At 59.9% G+C, this 23022-nt stretch carries 28 protein-coding genes; 16 read left to right on the top strand and 12 right to left on the bottom strand.

Annotation, left to right across the window (positions count from 1 at the left end):
• The first annotated feature begins 111 nt into the window (after window positions 1–111).
• The 3 genes from AB4P97_RS03180 to AB4P97_RS03170 all read left to right on the top strand — a co-directional run bounded on the left by AB4P97_RS03180 (window position 112) and on the right by AB4P97_RS03170 (window position 1800).
• On the top strand, window positions 112–243 hold the full coding sequence (locus AB4P97_RS03180; protein WP_258558327.1) for a hypothetical protein: 132 nt from the start codon (window positions 112–114) through the stop codon (window positions 241–243).
• 72 nt (window positions 244–315) lie between these two features.
• On the top strand, window positions 316–498 hold the full coding sequence (locus tag AB4P97_RS03175; protein ID WP_042558181.1) for a hypothetical protein: 183 nt from the start codon (window positions 316–318) through the stop codon (window positions 496–498).
• Window positions 499–612: 114 nt separating this feature from the next.
• The gene (locus tag AB4P97_RS03170; protein WP_200610954.1) at window positions 613–1800 is read left to right on the top strand and encodes an MFS transporter; all 1188 of its coding nucleotides are present in this window, start codon (window positions 613–615) and stop codon (window positions 1798–1800) included.
• On the opposite strand, the gene arfB is transcribed toward AB4P97_RS03170, so the two are convergent.
• On the bottom strand, window positions 1797–2210 hold the full coding sequence (arfB, locus tag AB4P97_RS03165; protein ID WP_042558179.1) for an alternative ribosome rescue aminoacyl-tRNA hydrolase ArfB: 414 nt from the start codon (window positions 2208–2210) through the stop codon (window positions 1797–1799). The genes AB4P97_RS03170 and arfB overlap by 4 nt on opposite strands.
• A gap of 227 nt (window positions 2211–2437) precedes the next feature.
• Entirely contained in the window at window positions 2438–3859 is a 1422-nt protein-coding gene (locus AB4P97_RS03160; protein WP_115147837.1) for an amino acid permease, read from the bottom strand.
• An 892-nt stretch (window positions 3860–4751) separates the two neighbouring features.
• Between AB4P97_RS03160 and AB4P97_RS03155 the strand changes: the two genes are divergently transcribed.
• The gene (locus AB4P97_RS03155) at window positions 4752–4889 is read left to right on the top strand and encodes a hypothetical protein (RefSeq protein ID WP_042558177.1); all 138 of its coding nucleotides are present in this window, start codon (window positions 4752–4754) and stop codon (window positions 4887–4889) included.
• 72 nt (window positions 4890–4961) lie between these two features.
• Window positions 4962–5927: a hypothetical protein gene (locus AB4P97_RS03150; RefSeq protein ID WP_047300245.1), complete on the top strand. Its 966-nt coding sequence runs from the start codon at window positions 4962–4964 to the stop codon at window positions 5925–5927.
• 232 nt (window positions 5928–6159) lie between these two features.
• Here AB4P97_RS03150 and rluB read toward each other — a convergent pair whose 3' ends face one another.
• The 6 genes from rluB to AB4P97_RS03120 form a co-directional block, all read right to left on the bottom strand.
• Window positions 6160–7377 (bottom strand): 23S rRNA pseudouridine(2605) synthase RluB, encoded by a 1218-nt coding sequence (gene rluB / locus AB4P97_RS03145; protein WP_261736926.1) that lies wholly within the window; start codon window positions 7375–7377, stop codon window positions 6160–6162.
• A gap of 154 nt (window positions 7378–7531) precedes the next feature.
• Window positions 7532–7723, bottom strand: a complete 192-nt coding sequence (locus AB4P97_RS03140) for a DUF1289 domain-containing protein (protein WP_395602063.1) — start codon at window positions 7721–7723, stop codon at window positions 7532–7534.
• A gap of 144 nt (window positions 7724–7867) precedes the next feature.
• Window positions 7868–8857 carry an SMC-Scp complex subunit ScpB gene (gene scpB / locus AB4P97_RS03135; protein ID WP_200610847.1) on the bottom strand — a complete coding sequence of 330 codons (990 nt, stop codon included), beginning with the start codon at window positions 8855–8857 and terminating at the stop codon, window positions 7868–7870.
• 11 nt (window positions 8858–8868) lie between these two features.
• Window positions 8869–9567: a ScpA family protein gene (locus AB4P97_RS03130; RefSeq protein WP_181818527.1), complete on the bottom strand. Its 699-nt coding sequence runs from the start codon at window positions 9565–9567 to the stop codon at window positions 8869–8871.
• Window positions 9568–9690: 123 nt separating this feature from the next.
• On the bottom strand, window positions 9691–10320 hold the full coding sequence (locus tag AB4P97_RS03125) for an L-threonylcarbamoyladenylate synthase (RefSeq protein WP_115147863.1): 630 nt from the start codon (window positions 10318–10320) through the stop codon (window positions 9691–9693).
• A 13-nt stretch (window positions 10321–10333) separates the two neighbouring features.
• Window positions 10334–11197 (bottom strand): PHP domain-containing protein, encoded by an 864-nt coding sequence (locus AB4P97_RS03120; RefSeq protein ID WP_395602062.1) that lies wholly within the window; start codon window positions 11195–11197, stop codon window positions 10334–10336.
• Between the two features lie 87 nt (window positions 11198–11284).
• Between AB4P97_RS03120 and AB4P97_RS03115 the strand changes: the two genes are divergently transcribed.
• The 6 genes from AB4P97_RS03115 to AB4P97_RS03090 all read left to right on the top strand — a co-directional run bounded on the left by AB4P97_RS03115 (window position 11285) and on the right by AB4P97_RS03090 (window position 15576).
• The gene (locus tag AB4P97_RS03115; RefSeq protein ID WP_042558169.1) at window positions 11285–11881 is read left to right on the top strand and encodes a septation protein A; all 597 of its coding nucleotides are present in this window, start codon (window positions 11285–11287) and stop codon (window positions 11879–11881) included.
• Between the two features lies 1 nt (window position 11882).
• A complete protein-coding gene (locus AB4P97_RS03110; protein WP_016987935.1) occupies window positions 11883–12182 on the top strand; it encodes a YciI family protein in 300 nt (99 codons plus the stop codon).
• A 150-nt stretch (window positions 12183–12332) separates the two neighbouring features.
• On the top strand, window positions 12333–12743 hold the full coding sequence (locus tag AB4P97_RS03105; RefSeq protein WP_042558168.1) for a translation initiation factor 2: 411 nt from the start codon (window positions 12333–12335) through the stop codon (window positions 12741–12743).
• 7 nt (window positions 12744–12750) lie between these two features.
• The gene (locus tag AB4P97_RS03100; protein WP_047300242.1) at window positions 12751–13428 is read left to right on the top strand and encodes a response regulator transcription factor; all 678 of its coding nucleotides are present in this window, start codon (window positions 12751–12753) and stop codon (window positions 13426–13428) included.
• A 187-nt stretch (window positions 13429–13615) separates the two neighbouring features.
• Window positions 13616–14065 carry a Spy/CpxP family protein refolding chaperone gene (locus AB4P97_RS03095; protein WP_115147842.1) on the top strand — a complete coding sequence of 150 codons (450 nt, stop codon included), beginning with the start codon at window positions 13616–13618 and terminating at the stop codon, window positions 14063–14065.
• Between the two features lie 170 nt (window positions 14066–14235).
• Entirely contained in the window at window positions 14236–15576 is a 1341-nt protein-coding gene (locus tag AB4P97_RS03090; protein WP_115147843.1) for a HAMP domain-containing sensor histidine kinase, read from the top strand.
• A 76-nt stretch (window positions 15577–15652) separates the two neighbouring features.
• Here AB4P97_RS03090 and AB4P97_RS03085 read toward each other — a convergent pair whose 3' ends face one another.
• Window positions 15653–16219 carry a nitroreductase family protein gene (locus AB4P97_RS03085; RefSeq protein ID WP_395602061.1) on the bottom strand — a complete coding sequence of 189 codons (567 nt, stop codon included), beginning with the start codon at window positions 16217–16219 and terminating at the stop codon, window positions 15653–15655.
• A gap of 121 nt (window positions 16220–16340) precedes the next feature.
• Here AB4P97_RS03085 and AB4P97_RS03080 point away from each other — a divergent pair, with 121 nt between their 5' ends.
• A complete protein-coding gene (locus tag AB4P97_RS03080) occupies window positions 16341–17795 on the top strand; it encodes a TrkH family potassium uptake protein (RefSeq protein WP_042558162.1) in 1455 nt (484 codons plus the stop codon).
• Here AB4P97_RS03080 and AB4P97_RS03075 read toward each other — a convergent pair.
• On the bottom strand, window positions 17752–18813 hold the full coding sequence (locus AB4P97_RS03075) for an AraC family transcriptional regulator (protein ID WP_200610871.1): 1062 nt from the start codon (window positions 18811–18813) through the stop codon (window positions 17752–17754). The genes AB4P97_RS03080 and AB4P97_RS03075 overlap by 44 nt on opposite strands.
• Window positions 18814–18977: 164 nt before the next feature.
• Between AB4P97_RS03075 and AB4P97_RS03070 the strand changes: the two genes are divergently transcribed.
• Both AB4P97_RS03070 and AB4P97_RS03065 read left to right on the top strand, forming a co-directional pair.
• A complete protein-coding gene (locus AB4P97_RS03070) occupies window positions 18978–19289 on the top strand; it encodes a DUF962 domain-containing protein (RefSeq protein WP_047300239.1) in 312 nt (103 codons plus the stop codon).
• A 25-nt stretch (window positions 19290–19314) separates the two neighbouring features.
• Window positions 19315–19905: an HD domain-containing protein gene (locus AB4P97_RS03065; protein WP_047300238.1), complete on the top strand. Its 591-nt coding sequence runs from the start codon at window positions 19315–19317 to the stop codon at window positions 19903–19905.
• A gap of 85 nt (window positions 19906–19990) precedes the next feature.
• Here AB4P97_RS03065 and AB4P97_RS03060 read toward each other — a convergent pair whose 3' ends face one another.
• Complete coding sequence (locus AB4P97_RS03060) at window positions 19991–20806, bottom strand: UDP-2,3-diacylglucosamine diphosphatase (protein WP_047300237.1); 816 nt, start codon at window positions 20804–20806, stop codon at window positions 19991–19993.
• 134 nt (window positions 20807–20940) lie between these two features.
• Here AB4P97_RS03060 and AB4P97_RS03055 point away from each other — a divergent pair, with 134 nt between their 5' ends.
• Both AB4P97_RS03055 and AB4P97_RS03050 read left to right on the top strand, forming a co-directional pair.
• A complete protein-coding gene (locus AB4P97_RS03055; RefSeq protein ID WP_115147845.1) occupies window positions 20941–21705 on the top strand; it encodes an AraC family transcriptional regulator in 765 nt (254 codons plus the stop codon).
• Between the two features lie 72 nt (window positions 21706–21777).
• Entirely contained in the window at window positions 21778–22671 is an 894-nt protein-coding gene (locus AB4P97_RS03050; RefSeq protein ID WP_042558157.1) for a DMT family transporter, read from the top strand.
• Here AB4P97_RS03050 and AB4P97_RS03045 read toward each other — a convergent pair.
• Window positions 22665–22952 (bottom strand): SelT/SelW/SelH family protein, encoded by a 288-nt coding sequence (locus tag AB4P97_RS03045; protein ID WP_395602060.1) that lies wholly within the window; start codon window positions 22950–22952, stop codon window positions 22665–22667. The two genes, AB4P97_RS03050 and AB4P97_RS03045, sit on opposite strands and share 7 nt — an antisense overlap.
• Between the last annotated feature and the right edge of the window lie 70 nt (window positions 22953–23022).

Here is a 23022-nt window from a genome sequence, read left to right as displayed (position 1 = left end):
AATAAATTGAATTAAAAGTCTGATTGTCATTTTTCCTGCTGTATCCTGCGCAAGCTTTCTGAAAGCGCGGATCTACCAGATCTATCAACAGACTTAGCGAGGAGCGCAACCATGCACGAGATTCCTAATCTCCCCTTCCCAAGCCTGCACGAGCCTGAGCAGACGACCATGCAACAAGCCGGCGCCGCACAGGCCGAGCCTGAAGAAGCTGCTGAGAGCCGTCCGGCCGACAGCGAAGAGTAAGCAACACCCGCCGTACAGACCGTGTGGAAAGCGCTAAGATGCGCTTTCCACACTGCCTGAACCGAGCCCGCCATGACCGACGAATTCTCCGAAAGCCAAGCTGCCGTCCTGATCGGCGCCACCGAGAAAATGATCGAGATCTGGAGCCGCCTCTCTCCCGAGAAACAAGCCGCCCTGCTCGCCCGTTTCGGCAGCGAAGAAAATGCCCTCGCTGCACTGGTCACCACGCAACTGGTTGCTCCCGCCAAACCATGAAGTCGCCGCCAGGCAAATAGTTTTACTTTTCCCGCCCCAGATCTTTTCTCGCCGGTATCATGAGCAGCCTATCTATTGTGCTGCTCCCGTGGATCTTTACCCATGTCGTCCTCTATGTCCGAGCCCCAGCGCCCTATGAAGGTTACGCTGCAGGTTGTTTCCATCGTCCTCTTCACCTTTATCGGTTATCTGAACATCGGCATTCCGCTCGCGGTGCTGCCGGGCTATGTCCACAGTGATCTGGGTTTTGGCGCGGTCGTCGCCGGGCTGGTGATCAGTGTGCAATACCTCGCCACCCTGCTCAGCCGCCCGTACGCCGGCAAGATCATCGACAACAAGGGCAGCAAGCTGGCCGTCATGTATGGCCTGGCCGGTTGTGGCCTTAGCGGCGTGTTCATGCTGATTTCCGCGTGGACGCCGAACCTGCCGGTGCTTAGCCTGATCAGCCTGTTGATCGGGCGTCTGGTATTGGGCAGCGCGGAAAGCCTGGTCGGCTCCGGCTCGATTGGCTGGGGCATCGGCCGCGTCGGCGCAGCGAACACCGCCAAAGTCATCTCGTGGAATGGCATCGCCAGTTACGGCGCACTGGCGATCGGCGCGCCGTTCGGGGTGTGGCTGGTCAGTCGACTGGGCTTGTGGAGCATGGGCGTGAGCATAATCTTGCTGGCCGTGCTGGGCCTGCTGCTGGCGTGGCCGAAAACCGCCGCCCCGGTGGTTGCCGGTGAGCGCTTGCCGTTCATGCATGTGCTTGGGCGGGTTTTCCCGCACGGCTGCGGACTGGCGCTGGGCTCGATTGGTTTCGGCACCATCGCCACCTTCATCACCCTGTATTACGCCACGCAACATTGGGACAACGCGGTGTTGTGCCTGAGCCTGTTCGGCGCCAGTTTCATCGGCGCGCGGCTCTTGTTCGGCAACCTGATCAATCGCCTCGGCGGCTTCCGCGTGGCGATTGCCTGCTTGTCGGTAGAGACACTGGGGCTGTTGCTGCTGTGGCTGGCGCCGGATGCGCATTGGGCCTTGGCGGGCGCGGCACTGAGCGGTTTCGGCTTCTCGCTGGTGTTCCCGGCGCTGGGCGTAGAGGCAGTGAATCTGGTGCCTGCGTCCAGCCGGGGCGCGGCAGTCGGCGCCTACTCGCTGTTCATCGACCTGTCGCTGGGGATCACCGGGCCATTGGCCGGGGCCATTGCTGCCGGATTCGGTTTCGCCTCGATCTTCCTGTTCGCCGCCCTCGCCGCGCTCAGTGGCCTGGCGCTGAGCGTGTACCTGTACAAGCACACGGCGAAATACCGCGAAGACTAGAAATCCACCTTGCCGCGCCCGGCCTTGATGCTGCCGCGCTTGGTTTTCGATTCGAGCCGACGCTTCTTTGAACCGAGGGTCGGCTTGGTCGGGCGACGTTTCTTCTCGACTTTGGTGGCGCTGACGATCAACTCAACCAGACGTTCCAGCGCATCGGCCCGGTTAGCCTCCTGCGTGCGGTATTGCTGGGCCTTGATGATCAACACGCCGTCGCTGGTGATGCGACTGTCGCGCAGCGCCAGCAACCGTTCCTTGTAGAACTCGGGCAAGGACGAGGCCGCAATGTCGAAGCGCAGGTGCATGGCACTGGAGACCTTGTTGACGTTCTGCCCACCCGCACCCTGGGCGCGAATGGCCGTCAATTCGATCTCGGCATCCGGCAGATGCACATTGTTGGAAATCACCAGCATGGAAAAGCGTCCGTATTCAGTAAGCGCAGGATACCGCGAAAACCCTCTCGAACCTGACGAAGATCCACTGTGGGAGCGAGCCTGCTCGCGAATACGCAGTGTCAGTCGAAAATCATTCAGCTGACACACCGCCTTCGCAAGCAGGCTCGCTCCCACAAAGAATTTGCAAAAGGCTCAGAAACAACAAACCCGGCACATTGGCCGGGTTTGTTGTTTGTGCAGCTTGCTTACTTGGCGGCAGAACTCGCCGCGTGCAGCGCCTGCTGCGCGCCACGCTTGTTCTTGATCACGTAGCAGACCCACATGAACACGACCCACACCGGAATCGCGTACACCGAGATCTGAATACCCGGGATCAACAGCATCACGCCGAGAATGAACGCGACGAACGCCAGGCAAACGTAGTTGCCGTACGGATACCACAGAGCCTTGAACAACGGCGTCTGCTTGGTTTTGTTCATGTGCTGGCGGAACTTGAAGTGCGAGAAGCTGATCATTGCCCAGTTGATCACCAGGGTCGCCACAACCAGCGACATCAGCAGTTCCAGCGCATGCTGCGGGATCAGGTAATTGAGCAGCACCGCCACCAGCGTTACCGCTGCGGAGGCCAGAATCGAACGCACCGGCACGCCGCGCTTGTCGATTTTCGCCAGCGCTTTCGGCGCATCACCCTGCTCGGCCATGCCCAGGAGCATGCGGCTGTTGCAGTAGGTGCCGCTGTTGTATACCGACAGCGCAGCGGTCAACACCACGAAGTTGAGGATGTGCGCGGCAGTGTTGCTGCCGAGCATCGAGAACACCTGCACGAACGGGCTGCCGCTGTAGGAATCGCCAGACGCGTTGAGGGTTGCCAGCAGGCTGTCCCATGGGGTCAGCGACAGCAGGATCACCAGGGCGCCGATGTAGAAAATCAGGATTCGGTAGATCACCTGATTGATCGCTTTCGGGATCACGGTTTTCGGCTTGTCGGCTTCGGCTGCGGTGAAACCGAGCATTTCCAGGCCGCCGAACGAGAACATGATGATCGCCATGGCCATCACCAGACCGCTGACGCCGTTGGGGAAGAAACCACCGTGGGACCACAGGTTGCTGACCGAGGCTTGCGGGCCACCGTTGCCGCTGACCAGCAGGTAGCTGCCGAGGGCAATCATGCCGACAATCGCCACGACCTTGATGATCGCGAACCAGAATTCGGCTTCACCGAAGACTTTGACGTTGGCCAGGTTGATCAGGTTGATCAGCACGAAGAACCCGGCAGCGGACACCCAGGTCGGGATCTCCGGTGCCCAGTAGTGGATGTACTTGCCGACCGCGGTCAGCTCCGACATGCCCACCAGAATGTACAGAATCCAGCAGTTCCAGCCCGACAGGAAACCGGCAAAGCCGCCCCAGTACTTGTGCGCGAAATGGCTGAAGGAACCGGCCACCGGCTCTTCGACGATCATCTCACCCAACTGGCGCATGATCATGAAGGCGATGAAGCCGCAGATGGCGTAGCCGAGGATCATCGACGGGCCGGCGGATTTCAGGACCCCGGCCGAGCCGAGGAACAATCCTGTACCGATCGCGCCACCGAGGGCGATCAGTTGAATGTGTCGATTTTTCAGGCCGCGTTTCAGCTCGCCTGATTGAGAGGGTTGTCCACTCATGAAAAAGGTCTCACGCAAGGTTTGATGATGTTCAGTAGACGTTGCTGCAAGGTTGCGATTTCAAGCAGCCCCGATCAAACCCCAGCGCAGGCACCAGGAGTTCAGCTTTTTTACAACGGTCATGCGTCACCTGTTTGTTTTTATCTGTGACGAAATCGAACCCGACACGCTTGTGGCGCGGCGGAGTGAACAAGGCGTATAGCCTTGAGATTCATGCGATTACGCAGAGGGTCACAGTTAAAACGCGGCGCATTGTACACCGCTAACCCCCTGCCGCCAGACCCCGCTGGATCAGCGTGTCGGTTGCCGGGATTGCGTGTGTCCGCCTCGAGACGCTCGAGCGGCTGCAAAAATTGAGTCAAGCCTTTGCGGGCCATCGACGGGAACGGTAGGAAAACCGTCCCACGGTGAGAAGTGGAAATCAGTCACGGCGTTCATTGCGCCTCCTTCTTGTTATGCACCTGCACGGCAGGCATGAGGCGCATCTCACCCTTCAAACGCCTCTGAAACAAGCGCGCCAGAGCCTTGCGCAGCTCCCGGCGGATGGGGCTTCGGCAGGTTTTCCTTACAGCGTTGACATCAGGCTCCTTTCACTGGGGTTTACCGCAGATTTCGTAAACATTTATTTACAGACCGTAACGAAGAGTTTCCATTTCAGAAATTTCTGTCAGACGTCTGCAAATTGACGGTAGCTAGCTTGCTAACGATCCGAACGCTTAGTTTTTTGTTTTTAAATAAGAAAACCGCCTTCAAAAAACAGAATAAAAAATCCATTTAAAAATTAAATGAATGATTTTTTGCATTATAAAAATCCCTGAACTAGGTTCTTCACGTCTCGCCGGCCAACTCGACCGGCCAGTCACAACCGTGAAAGTCATCTAGGAGATCGACCATGCAAGCATTGGAAAAAGACTTGGATAGCGAACTGCAACTGGACGAATGGTTTGAAGCACCGACCCACGAGGCCGCCGTAGAAATGATGCAAGCCGACGCGGTCGTTCCGTTCGGCACCGCGATGTGGCCTCTGTAAAGACATCACCGGGCAGGCACGATCCGGCCGGTCATGCCTGCCGCTTTCTTCACGGTCAGTCAGGGAGGACTCATGGATAAGCCCCGCGCGATCTCGCATTTCCTTTACTACCTCGAACATCATCCAGCCCTCGCCGGCCTCGACTCGGCGCAGGTCTTGCTCGGCCACACCGCCGATTACGAAGCCCTGACCGGCGCGATCGCCGAACAGGCCGGCGATCATCCACGTTTCAACTTCAGCGCCCGGCGCCTGGACCTGGAGAGCACCGCAGCGCTGACCTCGGCGATAACCGACAGCGATCTGTACATTTTCTTCTACGACTCTTCCACCCTGCCTAACCCGCGCCCCGACGGCCCGGAGTTTGTCCGCGCGCTACAAGCGGTCATGGCGCAAAACTGGAAGAAGTCGCTGCTGTTCAAGGATTACGGCGATTATTTCTACGACACGTTCAGCGTCACGCCGCAGCGGATTGCCGGACTGAACAGCCACCTGATTCAGCGCATGTCCCAGGCCACCACCCTGAGTTTCAAGGATGACCTCGGCTCATGGTTTGAAACGCCGATGAGCAGCATCAAGAAGTGGACCGACATCAACGGTGTCGGCAACTTCGACCTGGCCCCCGGTGAAATCGCCACCCACAGCGAAGAAATCAACGGCCACGTGAAGTTCAAGGGCACCTTCCTCAGCACCATTCCGTTTGCACGCAAGTACGGCGTGCTGGAGTCGCCGCTGGAGTTGTGGATCGAAAACTCGACCATCAGCCGCATCGCCACGGATGTGCCGGGCCTGGAGCATGACTTCAACAAATACCTGGATGCGAATCCGTCGAACCGGCGGATCGAAGAACTGGGGATTGGCACCAACGAAGGCGTGAAAGACCTGTATGCGCGCAACGCCGGGTTCGAGGAACGCCATTGTGGCTTGCATCTGGGGCTTGGTGGCGGGGCCAAGGGCAGCCATCACCTGGATCTGATCTTCTCTGGAGGGGTGTTGGCGCTGGATGACAAGCCGGTGTTTGATGGGCGGTTTGTGTTCTGATTCTGGAAATCATGGGGCTGCATTGGCCTCATCGCTGGCAAGCCAGCTCCCACAGGGATCTGCGGTGTTCACAGGATTTATGCAACGCAACAAAAACCTGTGGGAGCTGGCTTGCCAGCGATGAGTCCCTCAAAAGCACTACCCCACTTTCGCCAGACGAAAAAAAACGCCAACCCTGCGGTTGGCGTTTCTGCTTTAGCTTGAAGCTTGCCGCTAGAAGCTCACAGCTGCCTTATTCCGGTTTCTTGCGACCGAAACCCGGACGCTGGCCGGAACCGGCCGGTGCGCCGCGACGCTTGCCCGATGGCTTGTCGTCGGCCAGTTTGATCCCCGGACGCTTCGGTGCAGGCTTGGCCGGACGCTTGTTGGTGGTGTCCGCTGGACGATCCGCCACTGGCGTACCACGACCGGCAGGTGCTCCCCGCTCGCCACGCTCGGTGCGACCGTTGGCCGGACGCGGAGCGCGCTCGCCGTCACGGACAACCGGCTTGCGACCCGGACGCTCGCCTTCGATGTGCGGCTCGCGCGATGGACGCGGGCCGGTCGGAGCACCAGCGGCAGGACGCAGCGTACGCACGCGCTCGGTCTTGCCCATCGGGCGCGACGACTTGCGCTGCAGACGCTCAAGCTTGTCTTTGCTCTTGGCGTTCAGTTGCGGCATCGCCACCGGTGTCAAACCCACTTCAGCACTCAGAATGTCGACTTCGTACTGGCTCATTTCGCGCCAGCGGCCCATCGGCAGATCCGAGTTGAGGAACACCGGGCCGAAACGCACGCGCTTCAGACGGCTGACCACCAGGCCCTGGGATTCCCACAGACGACGAACCTCACGGTTACGACCTTCCATCACCACGCAGTGATACCAGTGGTTGAAGCCTTCGCCGCCCGGCGCCTGTTTGATGTCGGTGAACCTGGCAGGACCGTCTTCCAGCACCACGCCCGCCTTCAGGCGCTCGATCATTTCGTCATCGACTTCACCGCGTACACGCACGGCGTACTCGCGGTCCATCTCGTACGACGGGTGCATCAGACGGTTGGCCAGCTCACCATCGGTGGTGAACATCAGCAAACCGGTGGTGTTGATGTCGAGACGACCGATGTTGATCCAGCGCCCTTCTTTCGGACGCGGCAGCTTGTCGAACACGGTCGGACGGCCTTCCGGGTCGTCACGGGTGCAGATCTCGCCATCGGGTTTGTTGTACATGATCACGCGGCGCACCGATTCGGCAGCCTCTTCACGCTTGATCACTTTGCCATCAATGGTGATGGCGTCGAGAATGTCGACGCGCAGACCGAGGGTGGCGTCTTTGCCATTGACCTTGATCCGGCCCTGGGTGATCCAGGCTTCCACGTCACGGCGCGAGCCGACGCCGATACGGGCGAGGACTTTCTGCAGTTTTTCGCCTGCTGGGCCGATTTCCTGGTCGTCTTTCTGATTGATGTCACTCATCTGGGCACCTCCCGGTGTGGTCTGTTCAGCCGTCCTGAGCTGGGCGTCTGAAGCATTGGAATCTGGGTTCTTCACCGAAGGGATCGGCGAAGGGTCGCGAATCATACGCGGATGTGCGGCATCGCGCATCAGAGACTAGTCGATCAGGCCAAGGTTATTTCTTTTTCCGCCGACCGGCGCCGCCGAGTTTGATCAGGCGCAACGCGGCTTCGGCCAGTACAGTGTGCTTGTCATCCTTGTCGAGTTTCTTCCAGGCCTTGATTTCGCGCTTGCTGCGCCCGCAACCGAGGCAGATGTCGTCGGTGAATTTGCAGAGGCTGATGCAGGGGTCTTTTGTAGAACTCATCAGATACTCCAGATGTGCAGGGCTCCATGTGGGAGCGAGCCTGCTCGCGAAAGGGTCCTGTCAGTTGACATCATCGTTGCCTGATACAACGCATTCGCGAGCAGGCTCGCTCCCACAGGGGGCAACAGTGTTCTTGAGGAAGGATCAGTCCTCGAACTCGCGACGTTCGGCTTCGATGGCTTCGGCCAGGGCGCGGGCTTCGGCTTCTTCTTCGCTCAACTCCGGTTCGGGTTCTGGCGCGGGTGGCTCCAGAGCCGCCACGGCAGCGAGCAGTTTTTCCCGAGCTTCGGCTACGCCCAGAATGTCCTCTTCAGGTTCGGCTTGCGGCTCTTCTTCGAGTTCAACTTCGTTCACCGGCTCGACAGTTTCGGTCTCGGTCGACGGTGCTTCGGAATCGGAGTCGGCACCGGCATCGGCGCCATCGCGCAACAGATCGTCGAAGTCGGTCTTGATCCCCTCCTCCATGCTGTCCAGCTCCAGCAACAGCGTATGGAAACTGGTTTCTTCTTTCTCTTCCTCCGGCTCGGCGCTGGCGTCGGCCAGTTCCTGCAAGCCTTGCGGCACCGGGGCATCGTCGAAATCGAGTATCGGGTCGGCTTCCATCTCGCGCAGTTCGGCCAGCGGTGGCAGGTCTTCCAGATTCTTCAGGTTGAAGTGATCGAGAAACCCCTTGGTGGTGGCGAACATTGCTGGCTTGCCGGGCACGTCGCGGTAGCCGACGACGCGGATCCACTCGCGTTCGAGCAGGGTTTTGACGATGTTGCTGTTGACTGCTACGCCCCTTACGTCTTCGATCTCGCCACGGGTGATCGGCTGGCGATAGGCGATCAGCGCGATGGTTTCCAGCAAGGCCCGGGAATAACGCTGCGGCCGCTCTTCCCACAGGCGCCCGACCCACGGCGAAAACTTCTCGCGGATCTGCAAGCGATAGCCGGACGAGACCTCTTTGAGCTCAAACGCCCGGCCCTCGCAGGACTTGCCCAGCAGGGTCAGGGCTTTCTTGAAGACTGCCGGTTCAGGCCGTTCGCCTTCTTCGAACAGTTCAAAAAGGCGCTCAAGGGATTGCGGCTTTCCCGAGGCCAACAGAAAGGCTTCAAGCAGGGACGCCAGCTCGCGGGGTTCAGTCAGGTTCATGTTTCGACTCGTTATTCGGCTCGGGCTCGCACGTGGATCGCGGCGAACGGCTCATTCTGCACCAGCTCGACCAAGGATTCCTTGACCAGTTCAAGGATCGCCATAAAGGTCACCACTACACCCAGGCGACCTTCTTCGGCGGTAAACAGCTCGACGAACGGCACAAAACCGCCGCCCTTGAGCCGCTCCAGCACATCGCTCATGCGTTCGCGGGTGGACAGCGCTTCGCGGCTGACCTGATGGCTTTCAAACATGTCGCCACGGCGCAGCACTTCGGCCATGCACATCAAAATCTCTTCCAGCGCCACGTCGGGCAACAGCTTGCGCGCCCGGGCTTCGGGGGCGTCGAGCTTGGGCACGACCACATCACGGCCAACCCGGCTCAAGCCGTCGATGCCTTCGGCAGCAGCCTTGAAACGCTCGTACTCCTGCAGACGACGGATCAGTTCGGCGCGAGGGTCGTCCTCTTCCGCCTCGACGGTTTCGGCCCGCGGCAGAAGCATGCGCGATTTGATCTCGGCGAGCATCGCGGCCATCACCAGATACTCGGCGGCCAGTTCCAGACGCACCGACTGCATCAACTCGACGTAGCCCATGTACTGGCGAGTGATTTCCGCCACCGGGATGTCGAGGATGTTGATGTTCTGTTTGCGGATCAGGTAAAGCAGCAGGTCGAGCGGACCTTCAAAGGCCTCAAGAAAGACTTCCAGCGCATCCGGCGGAATGTACAGGTCCAGCGGCATTTCCATGACCGCCTGGCCATAGACCATGGCGAACGGCAGCTCCTGCTGGGCGCCGGCCTGAGGATCGGCAACGGTTTCCACTGCGGACATTCAGGCCTCGACCATGAACGGGGTCGGATCGCCGCAACCGACGCGGACTACTTCAGGATCGTCGCCCGTCAGGTCAATCACGGTGGAGGCCTTGATGCCGCCGAAACCGCCGTCGATGATCAGGTCCACTTGATGCTCAAGCAATTGACGCATTTCGTATGGATCCGTCATTGGATCTTCATCACCGGGCATGATCAGCGTCACGCTCATCAGCGGCTCGCCAAGTTCGGCCAGCAGCGCCAGCGCAATCGGATGGCTGGGAACGCGCAAACCGATGGTGCGCTTCTTGGGGTGCAGCAACAGGCGCGGCACTTCACGGGTGGCGTTGAGAATGAAGGTGTACGGTCCCGGCAAATGCGCCTTGAGAATACGGAACGTGCCGGTGTCGATCTTGGCGTAGTTGCCCAGTTGCGACAGGTCGCTGCAGATCAAGGCGAAATTGTGCTTTTCGTCGAGCTGACGCAGGCGTCGAACGCGCTCGATGGCGGTCTTGTCGCCAATTTGGCAACCGATGGCGTAGGAAGAGTCGGTGGGATAAATCACGACCCCGCCCTTGCGGATGATCTCGACCGCCTGTTTGATCAGGCGCGCTTGCGGGTTTTCCGGATGTATCTGGAAAAATTGACTCACGTTCTCTACCTGTTCAGACGGCGGCAATAACTGTGTCATGTTTGAACCGACACCACAGGGGTGGAAGGTCCTCGGGAACCGGCCGGTACTGGCCGATCTCGGACCAACCTCCAGGGCCATGAAAATCACTGCCGGCGCTGACCAGCAGACCGAACTCACGGGCAAGGATTGCCAGGCTGCCCACCTGTTCCGCGGGCTGATGGCCATTGACCACTTCGATCGCGTGCCCGCCCGCTTGAATATAGTCGGCAATCAGCTTTCGGCGTTTGCTGCGGGTGAAATCGTAGTGCCACGGATGCGCCAGGCTGACCCAGGCACCCGCAGCGCGCAGCGTGCCAACGGTGTCTTCGAGCGTCGGCCAGTGTTGCTTGACGTCGCCCAGCTTGCCGGCCCCGAGCCACTTGCGGAAGGCTTCGGCGCGATCCTTTACAAAACCTTCACGGACCATCCAGTCGGCGAAATGCGGACGGGCCGGGGCGTTGCCGCTGTCGCCCAGCTCCTGCTGGATCTGCCTCGCACCATCGAGGGCACCGGGCATGCCCTTGAGGGCGAGTTTGCGGCTTATTTCTTCCGACCGCAGCCAACGCCCATCGTGCAATCTGGCGATCGCCTCGACCAACGGTGCTGCATTGACGTCGAAACCGTAACCCAACACATGAATGGTCGCCCCGCCCCAGGTGCAGGACAATTCGACGCCGTTGACCAGTTGCATCCCCAGTTCGGTCGCGGCCGTGTGCGCTTCGGCGAGGCCTTCGAGGGTGTCGTGGTCGGTCAGGGCCAGGACTCGCACGCCGTTCTCGAACGCACGCGCAACCAGAACCGCAGGCGCCAGGGCGCCATCGGAGGCCGTGCTATGGCAGTGCAAATCAACATTCACGGAGAGTTGTAACCTCAAATCAGCGAGCGCTATCGCGCGCCCATATGTTTGTTATTATGCCGCCACATCCAGCTTCTGGCTCTCACTGTGAAACAATTCATCGATTTCATCCCGCTTTTGCTGTTCTTCATCGTTTACAAACTTGATCCACGGGTCGTCGACATCGCTGGCCATGAAGTGACTGTAGGCGGTATTTACAGCGCCACCGCGATGCTGATCATCAGCTCCCTGGTGGTGTACGGCGCGCTTTTCATCCAACAGCGCAAGCTGGAAAAGAGCCAATGGCTGACCCTGATCGCCTGCCTCGTGTTCGGCAGCCTGACACTGGCGTTCCACAGCGAGACCTTCCTGAAATGGAAAGCCCCTGTGGTCAACTGGCTGTTCGCCGTCGCCTTCATCGGCAGCCACTTCATCGGTGACCGCCTGCTGATCAAACGCATCATGGGCCACGCGCTGACCCTGCCGGATCCGGTGTGGACCCGTCTGAACATCGCCTGGATCGCCTTTTTCCTGTTCTGCGGGGCCGCCAACCTGTTCGTCGCCTTTACCTTCCAGAGCATCTGGGTGGACTTCAAGGTGTTCGGCAGCCTGGGCATGACCGTGCTGTTCCTGGTCGCGCAGGGCGTTTACCTGTCCCGTCACCTGCATGACGCCGATACTACAACACCAAAAACCGAGGACTGACATGCTCTACGCAATCATTGCCACCGACGTCGCCAATTCACTGGAAGCTCGCCTGGCTGCGCGCCCTGCGCATCTGGAACGCCTGCAAGCGCTCAAGGGCGAAGGTCGTATCGTATTGGCCGGCCCGCACCCGGCCGTCGACAGCAATGATCCGGGCGCAGCGGGTTTCACCGGCAGCCTGATCGTTGCCGAGTTCGACTCCCTGAGCGCCGCGCAAGCCTGGGCAGATGCCGATCCATACATCGCGGCAGGCGTTTATGCCAACGTGATCGTGAAGCCGTTCAAGCAAGTCCTGCCTTAAAAAGTCCGGTAATGAGGAGATTCATCTCCTCATTACCCGCGACACACCTGTAACACTGAACCTTGTCTGTTCATCACACTCTCAATCGCTCATTATTCTCGTTTGCCTGCCGACAACCTGCCCAATATCCATTTGGAAACAGGTGTCGCGATGCGCAAGGGTCCGTTGTGTCTGATGTTGGTCACGTTGTCGATCATGGCGCCCGCCCATGGTGATGAAACCACCGAAGGCGGCAGCTCCACGCCATTGTCATTAAGCGCCGGCAGCCAGATCACCGAGTTGCAGCAGCGCCTCAAAGTGAGCGAGCAGCAGCGGGAAGAATTGAGCAAACAACTGCAAAATGCCGACAACCAACGTGAAAGCGCTCAGCTCGCCCGGTTGCGCCAAGAGAACCAGCGCCTCAAGCTGCAACTCAAGGAAGCCCAGGCCAGCCCGGTGCCGCGCTTGTTGACCGATCAGCAGCAGTGGTTCGTCACGGGTGCCGGAGTAGCGCTATTGGCGCTGCTCTGCGGTATCTTTGCCAGTGGGGCAAGCCGAAAACGTCGGCAATGGTTAAATTGAGTGAGTCATGAGCGAGCTGTTAATTATTGATGATGACCAGGAGCTGTGTGAGCTTCTGAGCAGTTGGCTAAGCCAGGAAGGCTTCCAGGTACGTGCCTGCCACGATGGCCAGAGCGCCCGCAAGGCCTTGGCCGAAACCGCCCCGGCGGCGGTGGTGCTGGATGTGATGCTGCCCGATGGCAGCGGTCTGGAACTGCTCAAGCAATTGCGCAACGATCACGCCGATCTGCCGGTGTTGATGCTCTCGGCCCGTGGCGAACCGCTGGACCGGATCCTCGGTCTGGAACTGGGCGCTGACGACTACCTGGCCAAACCGTGTGATCCACGCGAGCTGACCGCACGCCTGCGCGCCGTGCTGCGCCGCAGCCACCCGGCGGCCGTGTCGACGCAGCTTGAGCTGGGCGACCTGAGTTTCAGCCCGGTGCGCGGCGTGGTCAGCATCGACGAGAGAGAACTGACCCTCACCGTTTCCGAAAGCCGTCTGCTCGAAGCCCTGCTCAAGCAGCCCGGCGAGCCGCTGGACAAACAGGAACTGGCGCAACTGGCCCTCGGCCGCAAGCTGACCCTGTACGACCGCAGCCTCGACATGCACGTGAGCAACCTGCGCAAAAAAATCGGCCCGCATCCGGACGGGCGCCCGCGCATCGTTGCCTTGCGCAGCCGCGGTTACTTCTACTGCCTCTGACCTGATCCCCCCTCCAATGGGAGCGCCCCCCCTGTAGCAGCCTTCGGCAGCTCACAGGGGTATGTGTGTAAGGCTTGAGACAAATCGTCTTTACCCAAGCTTTACCTAGCGCTGACCGCCGCTGACCTTGATCTGCGTAATCTGAACTCATCCGGAACGTACCGGGAACGAGACAAGGAGATACACCATGCGCAAGACTCTTATCGCTCTGATGTTCGCTGCCGCTCTGCCAACCGTCGCCATGGCCATGCCGCAAGACGGCGGCCCGATGGGTGGCCCGCTCGACGGCCCACGCCACGGCGGTCAGATGCACGGCATGCACGGCAAAGGCCCGTACAGCCAACTCGACCTGTCCCGCGAACAACGCGAGCAGATCCGCAAGATCATGGGCGAGCAGATGCACGAGCGTAAGCAAGTGGTCGACAAGTACCTGGAAAAACTCTCGCCGGCTGACCAGAAAGCCATGAAGGATGAGATGGCAGCCAACCACAAGAAAGCCGAGGCCGATGTTCGCGCCGTGCTGAAACCGGATCAACAGAAGAAATTCGACGAGATCCAGAAGAAAAAGGCCGAGCGTCGCGCCGAATGGGCTGAGTTCAAGGCGTGGAAAGCGCAACAGCCGCAAAAAGCGCAATAATGTTTTAACCACAGGCCCGACGGCTAACACCGTCGGGCCTGTTCATATCCGCCCTCTGTAGGAGCTGCGGCACGCTGCGATCTTTTGATTCTGCTTTTGAAAAACAAGATCAGAAGATCGCAGCGTGCCGCAGCTCCTGCAGGGGTTACGCGTTTGATTGAGGATTTTCTGTGCGGTCATTGTTCTGGCGTATTCTCGCAAGCTTCTGGCTGGCCATCGCTCTGGTTGCAGGGCTGTCCATTCTGTTGGGGCACATGCTCAATCAGGACGCGTGGATACTCAGTCGCCATCCGGGCCTCAACACCCTCGCGGCTGAGTGGACGCAAAGCTACGAAGCACAAGGCGAAGAAGCCGCTCAGCAGATCCTCCAACAACGCAAACGCCAGTACCACATCGACGTTCAAGTGCTGAACGAAAGCGGTGACCCGGTCGTGCGCGGCACCTTCCCCCGTCGTGCCGCTGCCTTCGAAGCCCGCCAGAACAACGATGACCGACGCCTGCCGTGGCGGCGCCTGACCGATGAGTTCACCAGTGAAAAAACCGGTGACACCTACCTGTTCATCTACCGCATCCCACATCCCGAACTCGACTCCTGGCACCGCGAAAGCCTGCTCTGGCCATTGAGTGCTCTGGGCATTGCGCTGGTGGTACTGACTCTGTTCAGCTTGCTGGTGACCTTCTCCATCACCCGTCCGCTTAGCCGTTTGCGCGGCGCGGTACATGACCTGGGGCAGGCGACTTATCAGCAGAACAGCCTGGCCAAACTGGCCAACCGCCGCGATGAGTTCGGCGTCCTAGCCAACGACTTCAACCGCATGGGTGCGCGCCTGCAAAGCCTGATCGGCAGTCAGCGTCAGTTGTTGCGCGACGTATCCCATGAACTGCGTTCACCGCTGGCGCGGCTGCGAATTGCCCTGGCGCTGGCAGAGCGCGCCAACCCTGAAGAACGCGAAAAACTCTGGCCACGACTGACCCGCGAATGCGATCGCCTGGAAGCGCTGATCAGTGAAATTCTGGTGCTGGCGCGGGTCGATGCCGACAACGCCAGCGCTGAAGACGTGGATTTGAATACGCTGCTGAGCGCCCTGCAAAAGGATGCGCAGTTGGCGTCGCCGGAACAGAACGTGAGTCTGGACGCCGAGCAACAGCTGAATCTGAAGGGCTGGCCGACCATGATCGAGCGCGCCGTGGACAACCTGCTACGCAATGCGCAGCGCTTCAATCCCCAGGGTCAGGCGATTGAAATGCAGGCCTCGCGGCAGGGTGAGCGGATAGTCATCAGTGTTCGCGATCATGGCCCGGGGGTTCAGGCCGAGCACCTGAGTCAGTTGGGCGAGCCGTTTTATCGGGCGCCGGGGCAGACAGCGGCGGGTCATGGTCTGGGCCTGGCGATTGCACGGCGTGCGGCGGAACGGCATGGCGGAAGTCTGGTGCTGGCAAATCATCCTGACGGCGGATTTGTTGCCAGTCTGGAATTGCCGCTGGTGCCGGGGGCAGTCGTCCAGCCCTGACAGCGACCCTCATCGGAACGCCGCCCGCCCAGCCCTCTCCCTTCGGGAGAGGGTTAGCGTGAGGGGCTTTTGATCTTCAGGCCTTACCAGGCCAAGCGCTGACAAACTCCGCCAGATCGACCTTTTCCGCCACCCGCGGCTCTTTCTGCGGAGTGCCGAGGTACAGGAACGCAATCACCTCCTCGCCCTCCACCAGTCCCAAGCCTTTCGCGACATGCTGCGAATAAGCCAGATCGCCGGTACGCCAAACCGCACCAATCCCCTGCGCATACGCCGCCAGCAAAATCCCGTGGGCGGCACACCCGGCGGCCAGCAACTGCTCGGCCTTCGGGTACTTGACGTGTTCCTGCAGTTTCGCGATCACCACAACCACCAGCGGCGCACGCAGGGGGCCGTTGCGCGCCTTGTCGATCATGGCTTCAGTGATTTCGCCTTCCTGCTTCTGCGCAGCTTCAGCCAACAGTTCGCCCATCTGCTCGCGCGCAGCACCTTCGACGCTCAAAAAACGATACGGCTGCAAGTGCCCGTGATCCGGCGCGCGCAAAGCGGCGGCAAACAGGGCTTCGCGCTGCTGCGCTGTAGGGGCCGGTTCGACCAGTCGTGGAACGGAAACACGGTTGAGCAAAGCGTCGAGAGCCTGCATCGGCCACCTCCTGAAAAAAATATGCGGCTATTCTAGCGGTATCTACCAAAAGGATGCCGGTTTACATGCCCTGCCCCACGGGTAGAATGGCGCCCTTCCCCTATCAGCCCGAGCAGACTTCATGGCGTTGCCGACCTTACGGATCATTGGTTTCATCATCGGCATCTTCCTGATTACTCTGGCAATTGCCATGGTCGTGCCGATGGCCACCCTGGTGATTTTCGACCGCACCGGCGATCTGCCGTCGTTCCTCTGGGCGAGCATGATCACCTTCGTTGCCGGCCTCGCACTGGTGATTCCGGGCCGCCCGGAACACATTCACCTGCGCCCGCGTGACATGTACCTGCTGACCGTCAGCAGTTGGCTGGTGGTGTGTATTTTCGCCGCGCTGCCGTTCCTGCTGACTCAGCACATCAGCTACACCGACTCGTTTTTTGAAAGCATGTCCGGCATTACCGCGACCGGCGCGACCGTGCTTAACGGCCTCGACAGCATGTCCCCCGGGATTCTGATGTGGCGTTCACTGCTGCACTGGATTGGCGGCATCGGCTTTATCGGCATGGCGGTGGCGATTCTGCCGCTGCTGCGAATTGGTGGCATGCGCCTGTTCCAGACCGAATCGTCGGATCGCTCGGAAAAGGTCATGCCCCGTTCACACATGGTGGCGCGCCTGATCGTGGGGGCGTATGTCGGCATCACCATCCTCGGCAGCCTGGCGTTCTGGTGGGCAGGGATGAGCCTGTTCGACGCGATCAATCATGCGATGTCGGCTATTTCCACGGGTGGATTCTCGACCTCCGACCAATCCCTGGCCAAGTGGACGCAACCGGCTGTGCACTGGGTGGCGATCGTCATCATGATTCTCGGCAGCCTGCCGTTCACCCTGTACGTGGCGACGATGCGCGGTAATCGCCGAGCGTTGATCAAGGATCAGCAGGTGCAGGGCATGCTGGCGATGTTGCTGGTGACCTGGCTGGTGCTCGGCACCTGGTACTGGTGGACGACCCAACTGCATTGGCTGGATGCGCTGCGCCATGTGGCGCTGAACGTGACGTCGGTGCTGACCACCACCGGTTTTGCCCTCGGTGACTACAGCCTGTGGGGCAACTTCTCGTTGATGTTGTTCTTCTATCTGGGTTTTGTCGGCGGCTGCTCAGGATCGACGGCAGGCGGGATCAAGATCTTCCGCTTCCAGGTCGCCTACATCCTGCTCAAGGCCAACCTTAATCAGCTGATTCACCCCCGTGCGGTGATCAAGCAGAAGTACAACGGTCACCGGCTCGACGAAGAGATCGTGCGTTCGATTCTGACGTTTTCGTTTTTCTTCGCCATCACCATCTGCGTGATCGCCCTGCTCCTGTCGCTGCTGGGCGTGGACTGGATGACCGCGCTGACCGGCGCCGCCAGCACCGTGTCCGGCGTCGGCCCGGGCCTTGGCGAGACCATCGGCCCAGCGGGCAACTTCGCCACCCTGCCGGATGCCGCGAAGTGGATCCTGTCGTTCGGCATGCTGCTCGGCCGACTGGAAATCATTACGGTGTTTGTACTGTGTATACCGGCCTTTTGGCGTCACTGACGGCGTTGAGCGCCTTGGCCAACCGCGCCCGGTAATCACCGGGCGTGCTGTCGAACCAGCGGCGGAAGGCACGAAAAAAGTTGCTCGGATCAGCAAAGCCCAACAGATAGGCGATTTCCAGCAGGGTCATGCTCGGCTGAGCCAGGTACTGTTCGGCCAGTTCGCGGCGAGTGTCATCGAGCAACTGCTGAAAACTCGTGCCCTCCTCCTGCAGCCTGCGTTGCAACGTGCGTTGCGAGAGGTGCAGAGTCTGCGCCACCGCATCGCGCTTGGGCTCACCCTGAGGCAACAACCGACAGAGCACCTGCCGCGCCTTGTGGGTCACACGGCTTTCGGAAAACCGCGCCAGGTATTCTCCCGCAAAGCGATCGTGCAACAGCGCCATGGCCTCGTTGGCGGTGGGCAGCGGCGCCTCCATGTCAGCGCGTTTGAAGATCAGCGCATCGTAAGGCGCGCTGAACACCAGCGGCGCATGGAAAGCGTGTTTGTAGGGTTGCAGATCAGCCGGCTCATCGCCCTGCAGCAACACTTTGACCGGATGCAGCGTGCGCCCGCTCAGCCAGCCGCACAGGGCGAGCGCACAGGCCAGCGACGCTTCGGCGCTTTGCCGGGTGGGCGGCAGGTGATCGCCGTGCACCGTCAGAATCAGGGCGTAACCTTCATCCAGCAGACGAAAACTCAGGTCGGCGCTTTCGGCGATGATTCGTTGATAGCGCACCAGCCGTTGAAAGCCTTCGACCAGGGTATTACTGGACATCAGCGCGTAACCGGCGACATGAAACGAGGCCGGACGCACCACTTTGCCCATGTTCAGACCGATGGCCGGATTGCCGGACACCTCCACCGCCCGTTGCCAGAGCCGGGTCATGGAGTCTTGGGGGAAACGCGCATCCGGATCATCCAGAGCCGAGTAATCCAGCCCCAGTTGCTTGAACAGAACCCGGCAATCCAGGCCGTCCATCTCCAATGCTTTGACAATCCCCATCGCCCAGCTTGCAGAAGTCGTTCGTTCGCTCATGGCGTTTTTCTTTTGCATGGCGGGTCGCCTGTTGCGGCCCGATTTGCGAAGGATACTAAAGTGGCGCCAATTGTCACTGGCCCACCCCCATGATCACTCTAGACTCAAATAAGCTGCCCGCAGCACAACTCGTCGCCAGAACAATAACCACAGAGATCGCAGTCGTGGAAAACATCAAGCATTTCAAAAGCTTCGCCGAGTTCTATCCGTATTACCTCAGCGAGCACAACAACAGCACCTGCCGTCGCCTGCATTTCATTGGCACGACCCTGGTTATTTTCATTCTCGCGCTGACCATCGCCAAAGGCGCCTGGCTGCTGTTATTGGCCCTGCCGCTGGCGGGTTACAGCTTCGCGTGGGCGGGACATTTCTTCTTTGAAAAGAACCGGCCGGCGACGTTCCAGCATCCGCTCTACAGCCTGCTCGGCGACTTCGTCATGTACCGCGACATGATTCTGGGTCGCGTGGCGTTCTGAAAACAAGCAACAACGAGGATTGCCGATGACCGTCAGTGCCCGCTTCACCCATATGCAGGATGGCACCCAGGAAGACTGGGCGATCATCGCCGCAGACTTCAGCGCCTATGCCAAGCAGTTGTCATCACGCATCACCACTCACCTGAAGTTGCTCGAAGGCGATTTCGGCGGTTTCCCGGTGGATCGCCTGACCCACTCGCTGCAAACCGCCACCCGCGCCTTTCGCGATGGCCGTGACGAGGAATATGTGGTGTGCGCCCTGCTGCACGACATTGGCGATACCTTGGGCTCGTACAACCATCCGGACATTGCGGCGGCGATTCTCAAGCCGTTCGTCAGTGCCGAGAACCTGTGGATGGTCGAGAAACACGGGGTGTTTCAGGGTTACTACTTCTTTCATCATCTGGGGATGGATCGGCATCTGCGCGAGCAGTTCAAAGAGCACCCGCAGTTTCAGGCAACTGCCGAGTTTTGCGCCAGATACGATGCAGCGGCGTTTGATCCAGAGTACGACACGCTGCCGTTGAGCTTCTTTGAGCCGATGATGGAGCGCTTGTTTGCCCAGCCGAAGAATTCGATCTACAAAGCGGCGATGGAAGAACACAGCCCGGCCTAAGATCAAAAGATCGCAGCCTTCGGCAGCTCCTACATTGGAATGTGTACCCCTGTAGGAGCTGCCGAAGGCTGCGATCTTTTGCTTTTCAGGCGGGTTCGGCAACTTTGGCAGCTTTCAACTCCGCCTCCCGCGCCTGCGCATCCGCCAGCCGATACAACTCGATCGTGCCGTCCCAATGCTCGATCAGCGCGGTGCACGACTCTACCCAATCGCCGCAGTTAAGGTAATCCACGTCGCCGACCTTGCGGATTTCGGCGTGGTGAATGTGCCCGCAAACCACACCGTGCAATTCGCGCTTCACACATTCATGGGCGATGGCTTCTTCGAAGTCACTGATGAAGCTTACGGCCGTCTTCACCTTGTGCTTGAGGTACGCCGACAACGACCAGTAACCGTAGCCATATCGCGCGCGCCAGTGGTTGAGCCAGCGGTTGAGCGTCAGGGTAAATTCGTAGGCCGAGTCGCCGAGAAAGGCCAGCCAGCGGTGATAACGGGTGATCACATCAAACTGGTCACCGTGTATCACCAACAGATGGCGACCGTCCGCCGTGACGTGCACGGCCTCGTCGACCAACTGGATATTGCCCAGAATCAGCTTCGAGTAACGCCGCAGGAATTCATCGTGGTTGCCGGTGACGTAGATCACTTCGGTGCCGCGCTTGCTCATGGTCAGCAATCGGCGGATCACGTTGGTGTGAGCCTGCGGCCAATACATGCCGCCGCGCAGTTTCCAGCCGTCGATAATGTCACCGACCAGGTAAATCCTGTCGGTGTGATAGCCCTTGAGAAATTGCGACAAATGCTCGGCCTGGCAATCCCGCGTGCCCAGGTGCACGTCGGAAATCCACAAGGTTCGCACCCGTTGTTTGCGGCTGGGTTTGGCGAGCTCGGCGCTGGTCATGGGCAACCCTCTGGATGTTTTCGCCAGCTTGCGCGCGCCCGGTTAATCGTCCATGACAGCCGCGAGTCAGTCCTGTGACAACGCACTCGGGAGGCGCCGGTGTAGACTGTCGGTCACTTCGGAGACGACCTGCCATGCGACCGATCCTCACCCTGCGTCATTACTCTCACGACCTGATCGTCCACAGCCACGACCACGCGCAACTGGTGTTCGGCTTGTCCGGCGCGCTGGACTTCGAGGTCGAGGGCTGTGGCAGTCAGGTGCGTCAGCAGAGTTTCGTGGTCATTCCAGCCGACGCCCACCACGCCTGCGGCAGTCCGCAAGGCAGTCGTTGTCTGGTCATGGACATCCCTGACGAGCAATGGCTGCTCGATTCACTGGGCGAGCACGCCGAAGCCAGCCGCCGCCTACTCGACAAGACCGCCCGGTTATCGCTGGATTCAGGACAAAGCCAGTTGGTCAGTTGGCTGGCGAACAGCCCGGTTGGCGATCCGCTGATTGCGCAGCAAGGCGCGGTATTGCTGCTGGCCAGTCTGAATCATGCGCAACCTGTCGAACTCACCGCCCGGCGCTTGCCTTACGCGGCGCTGGATGCACACATCGAGCAGCATGCTGCTTATCCGCTGCAAGTCGCCGATCTGGCGCGGATCGCCGGATTATCCAGTGCACGTCTGCACGCGCGCTTCATGGCTGAATGCGGGCAGACGCCGATGGACTACATTCGCAGTCGGCGCCTGCACAAGGCTGTGACCCTGCTGCGTGAGACGGTGCTGCCGATTGGCGAAATCGCCAGTCGGGTCGGCTACAGCTCGCAAAGTGCATTTGCGGCAGCTGTGCTGCGCGAGTTTGGCGCCTCGCCGGGCCAATTGCGGCGCGAGGCTGGCGACAAAGGACAATAGTTTGCCGACAGATTTATGGGCTGCGACACGTTTCAATAGGTCTGTGAATCTGCGTTTGAATTAAGGACTGCAATGACTCCGCGTACCGCCCTCGGCGCCCTGCATATTGGCGCTCTGATGTTTGGCCTGACCGGCGTGTTCGGCAAGCTCGCCGCCGCGTCCCCTGCCGTGATTGTCTTTGGACGTGCCGCTTTCGCCGTCATCGCGCTGGCATTTTTTGCCCGATTCGCCAGCCAGCACGGTTGGCAAAAACTCCAGGCCGTGGATTGGCGGCGTCTGCTGCTCAGCGGTGTATTGCTGGCCGGGCACTGGGTGAGTTTTTTCATTTCGGTGAAGGTCGCGGGTGTAGCCATCGCGACGCTTGGCTTTGCCAGTTTCCCGGCGTTCACGGTGATTCTCGAAGGGCTGATCTTTCGCGAGCGCATCCGTGCCAATGAAATTCTGCTGGTGGTGCTGGTGAGCGTCGGTCTGGTGCTGGTGACCCCGGCGTTCGATCTTGGCAGCGGTGCAACCATAGGTTTGCTTTGGTCGGTGTTGTCCGGGCTGCTGTTTTCCCTGTTGTCGCTGACCAATCGCGCCAGCTCCGGGCGAATCCCGGCAGTGCAGGCAGCGCTCTGTCAAAACGTCGTGGTGGCTTTGTGTCTGCTGCCAGTGGCGGCGCCACAACTGAGCGAAGTGCGCGCGCTGGACTGGTTGTGGATCGCCCTGCTCGGCGTGTTCTGCACCGGCGTCGCCCACAGTTTGTTCGTTGCCAGTCTGGCAGTGATCAAGGCGCGCACCGCTGCTGTGGTGTTCGCCATGGAACCGGTCTACGGCATCACAATTGCCTGGTTGCTGTTCGATGAAAATCCGACGTTACGCATGCTGCTCGGCGGTGCGCTGATCATCGTCGCCATCGTGGTGTCGGCGCGGATGTCAGGCAATGCCGACAAAAAAACCGTCGCCGCCGAAGCCGCGTCTCACTGAGCGCGGTCGTTGTGGCCGAGGTCGCGGTCAGGTTCGATCTGGTCGCGCACCCGCTGCTTCAACACCTTGGCCTCCGGGAAACCGCCATCAACCTTGCGCTCCCAGATCTGCACGCCATCACAAGTGATGTGAAACACCCCGCCCGTGCCCGGTACTAGTGACACTTTGCCGAGGTCGTCGCCGAAGGTGCTGAGCAGTTCCTGCGCCAGCCACGCCGCGCGCAGCAGCCACTGGCATTGGGTGCAATAGGTGATGACAACTTCTGCTTTTGCGACAGTCATGTTCAATGAAACTCCGGAGACAGAGGGCGCCGCTATAATACCCGGCTTTATCGTTTGCCCCGAGACTCAC

Source organism: Pseudomonas sp. A1230, from assembly GCF_044218825.1.
GTDB lineage: Bacteria > Pseudomonadota > Gammaproteobacteria > Pseudomonadales > Pseudomonadaceae > Aquipseudomonas > Aquipseudomonas iridis.
The sequence above is the reverse complement of the archived record's forward strand: the minus strand, read 5'-3'. Positions and strand labels throughout refer to the sequence as shown.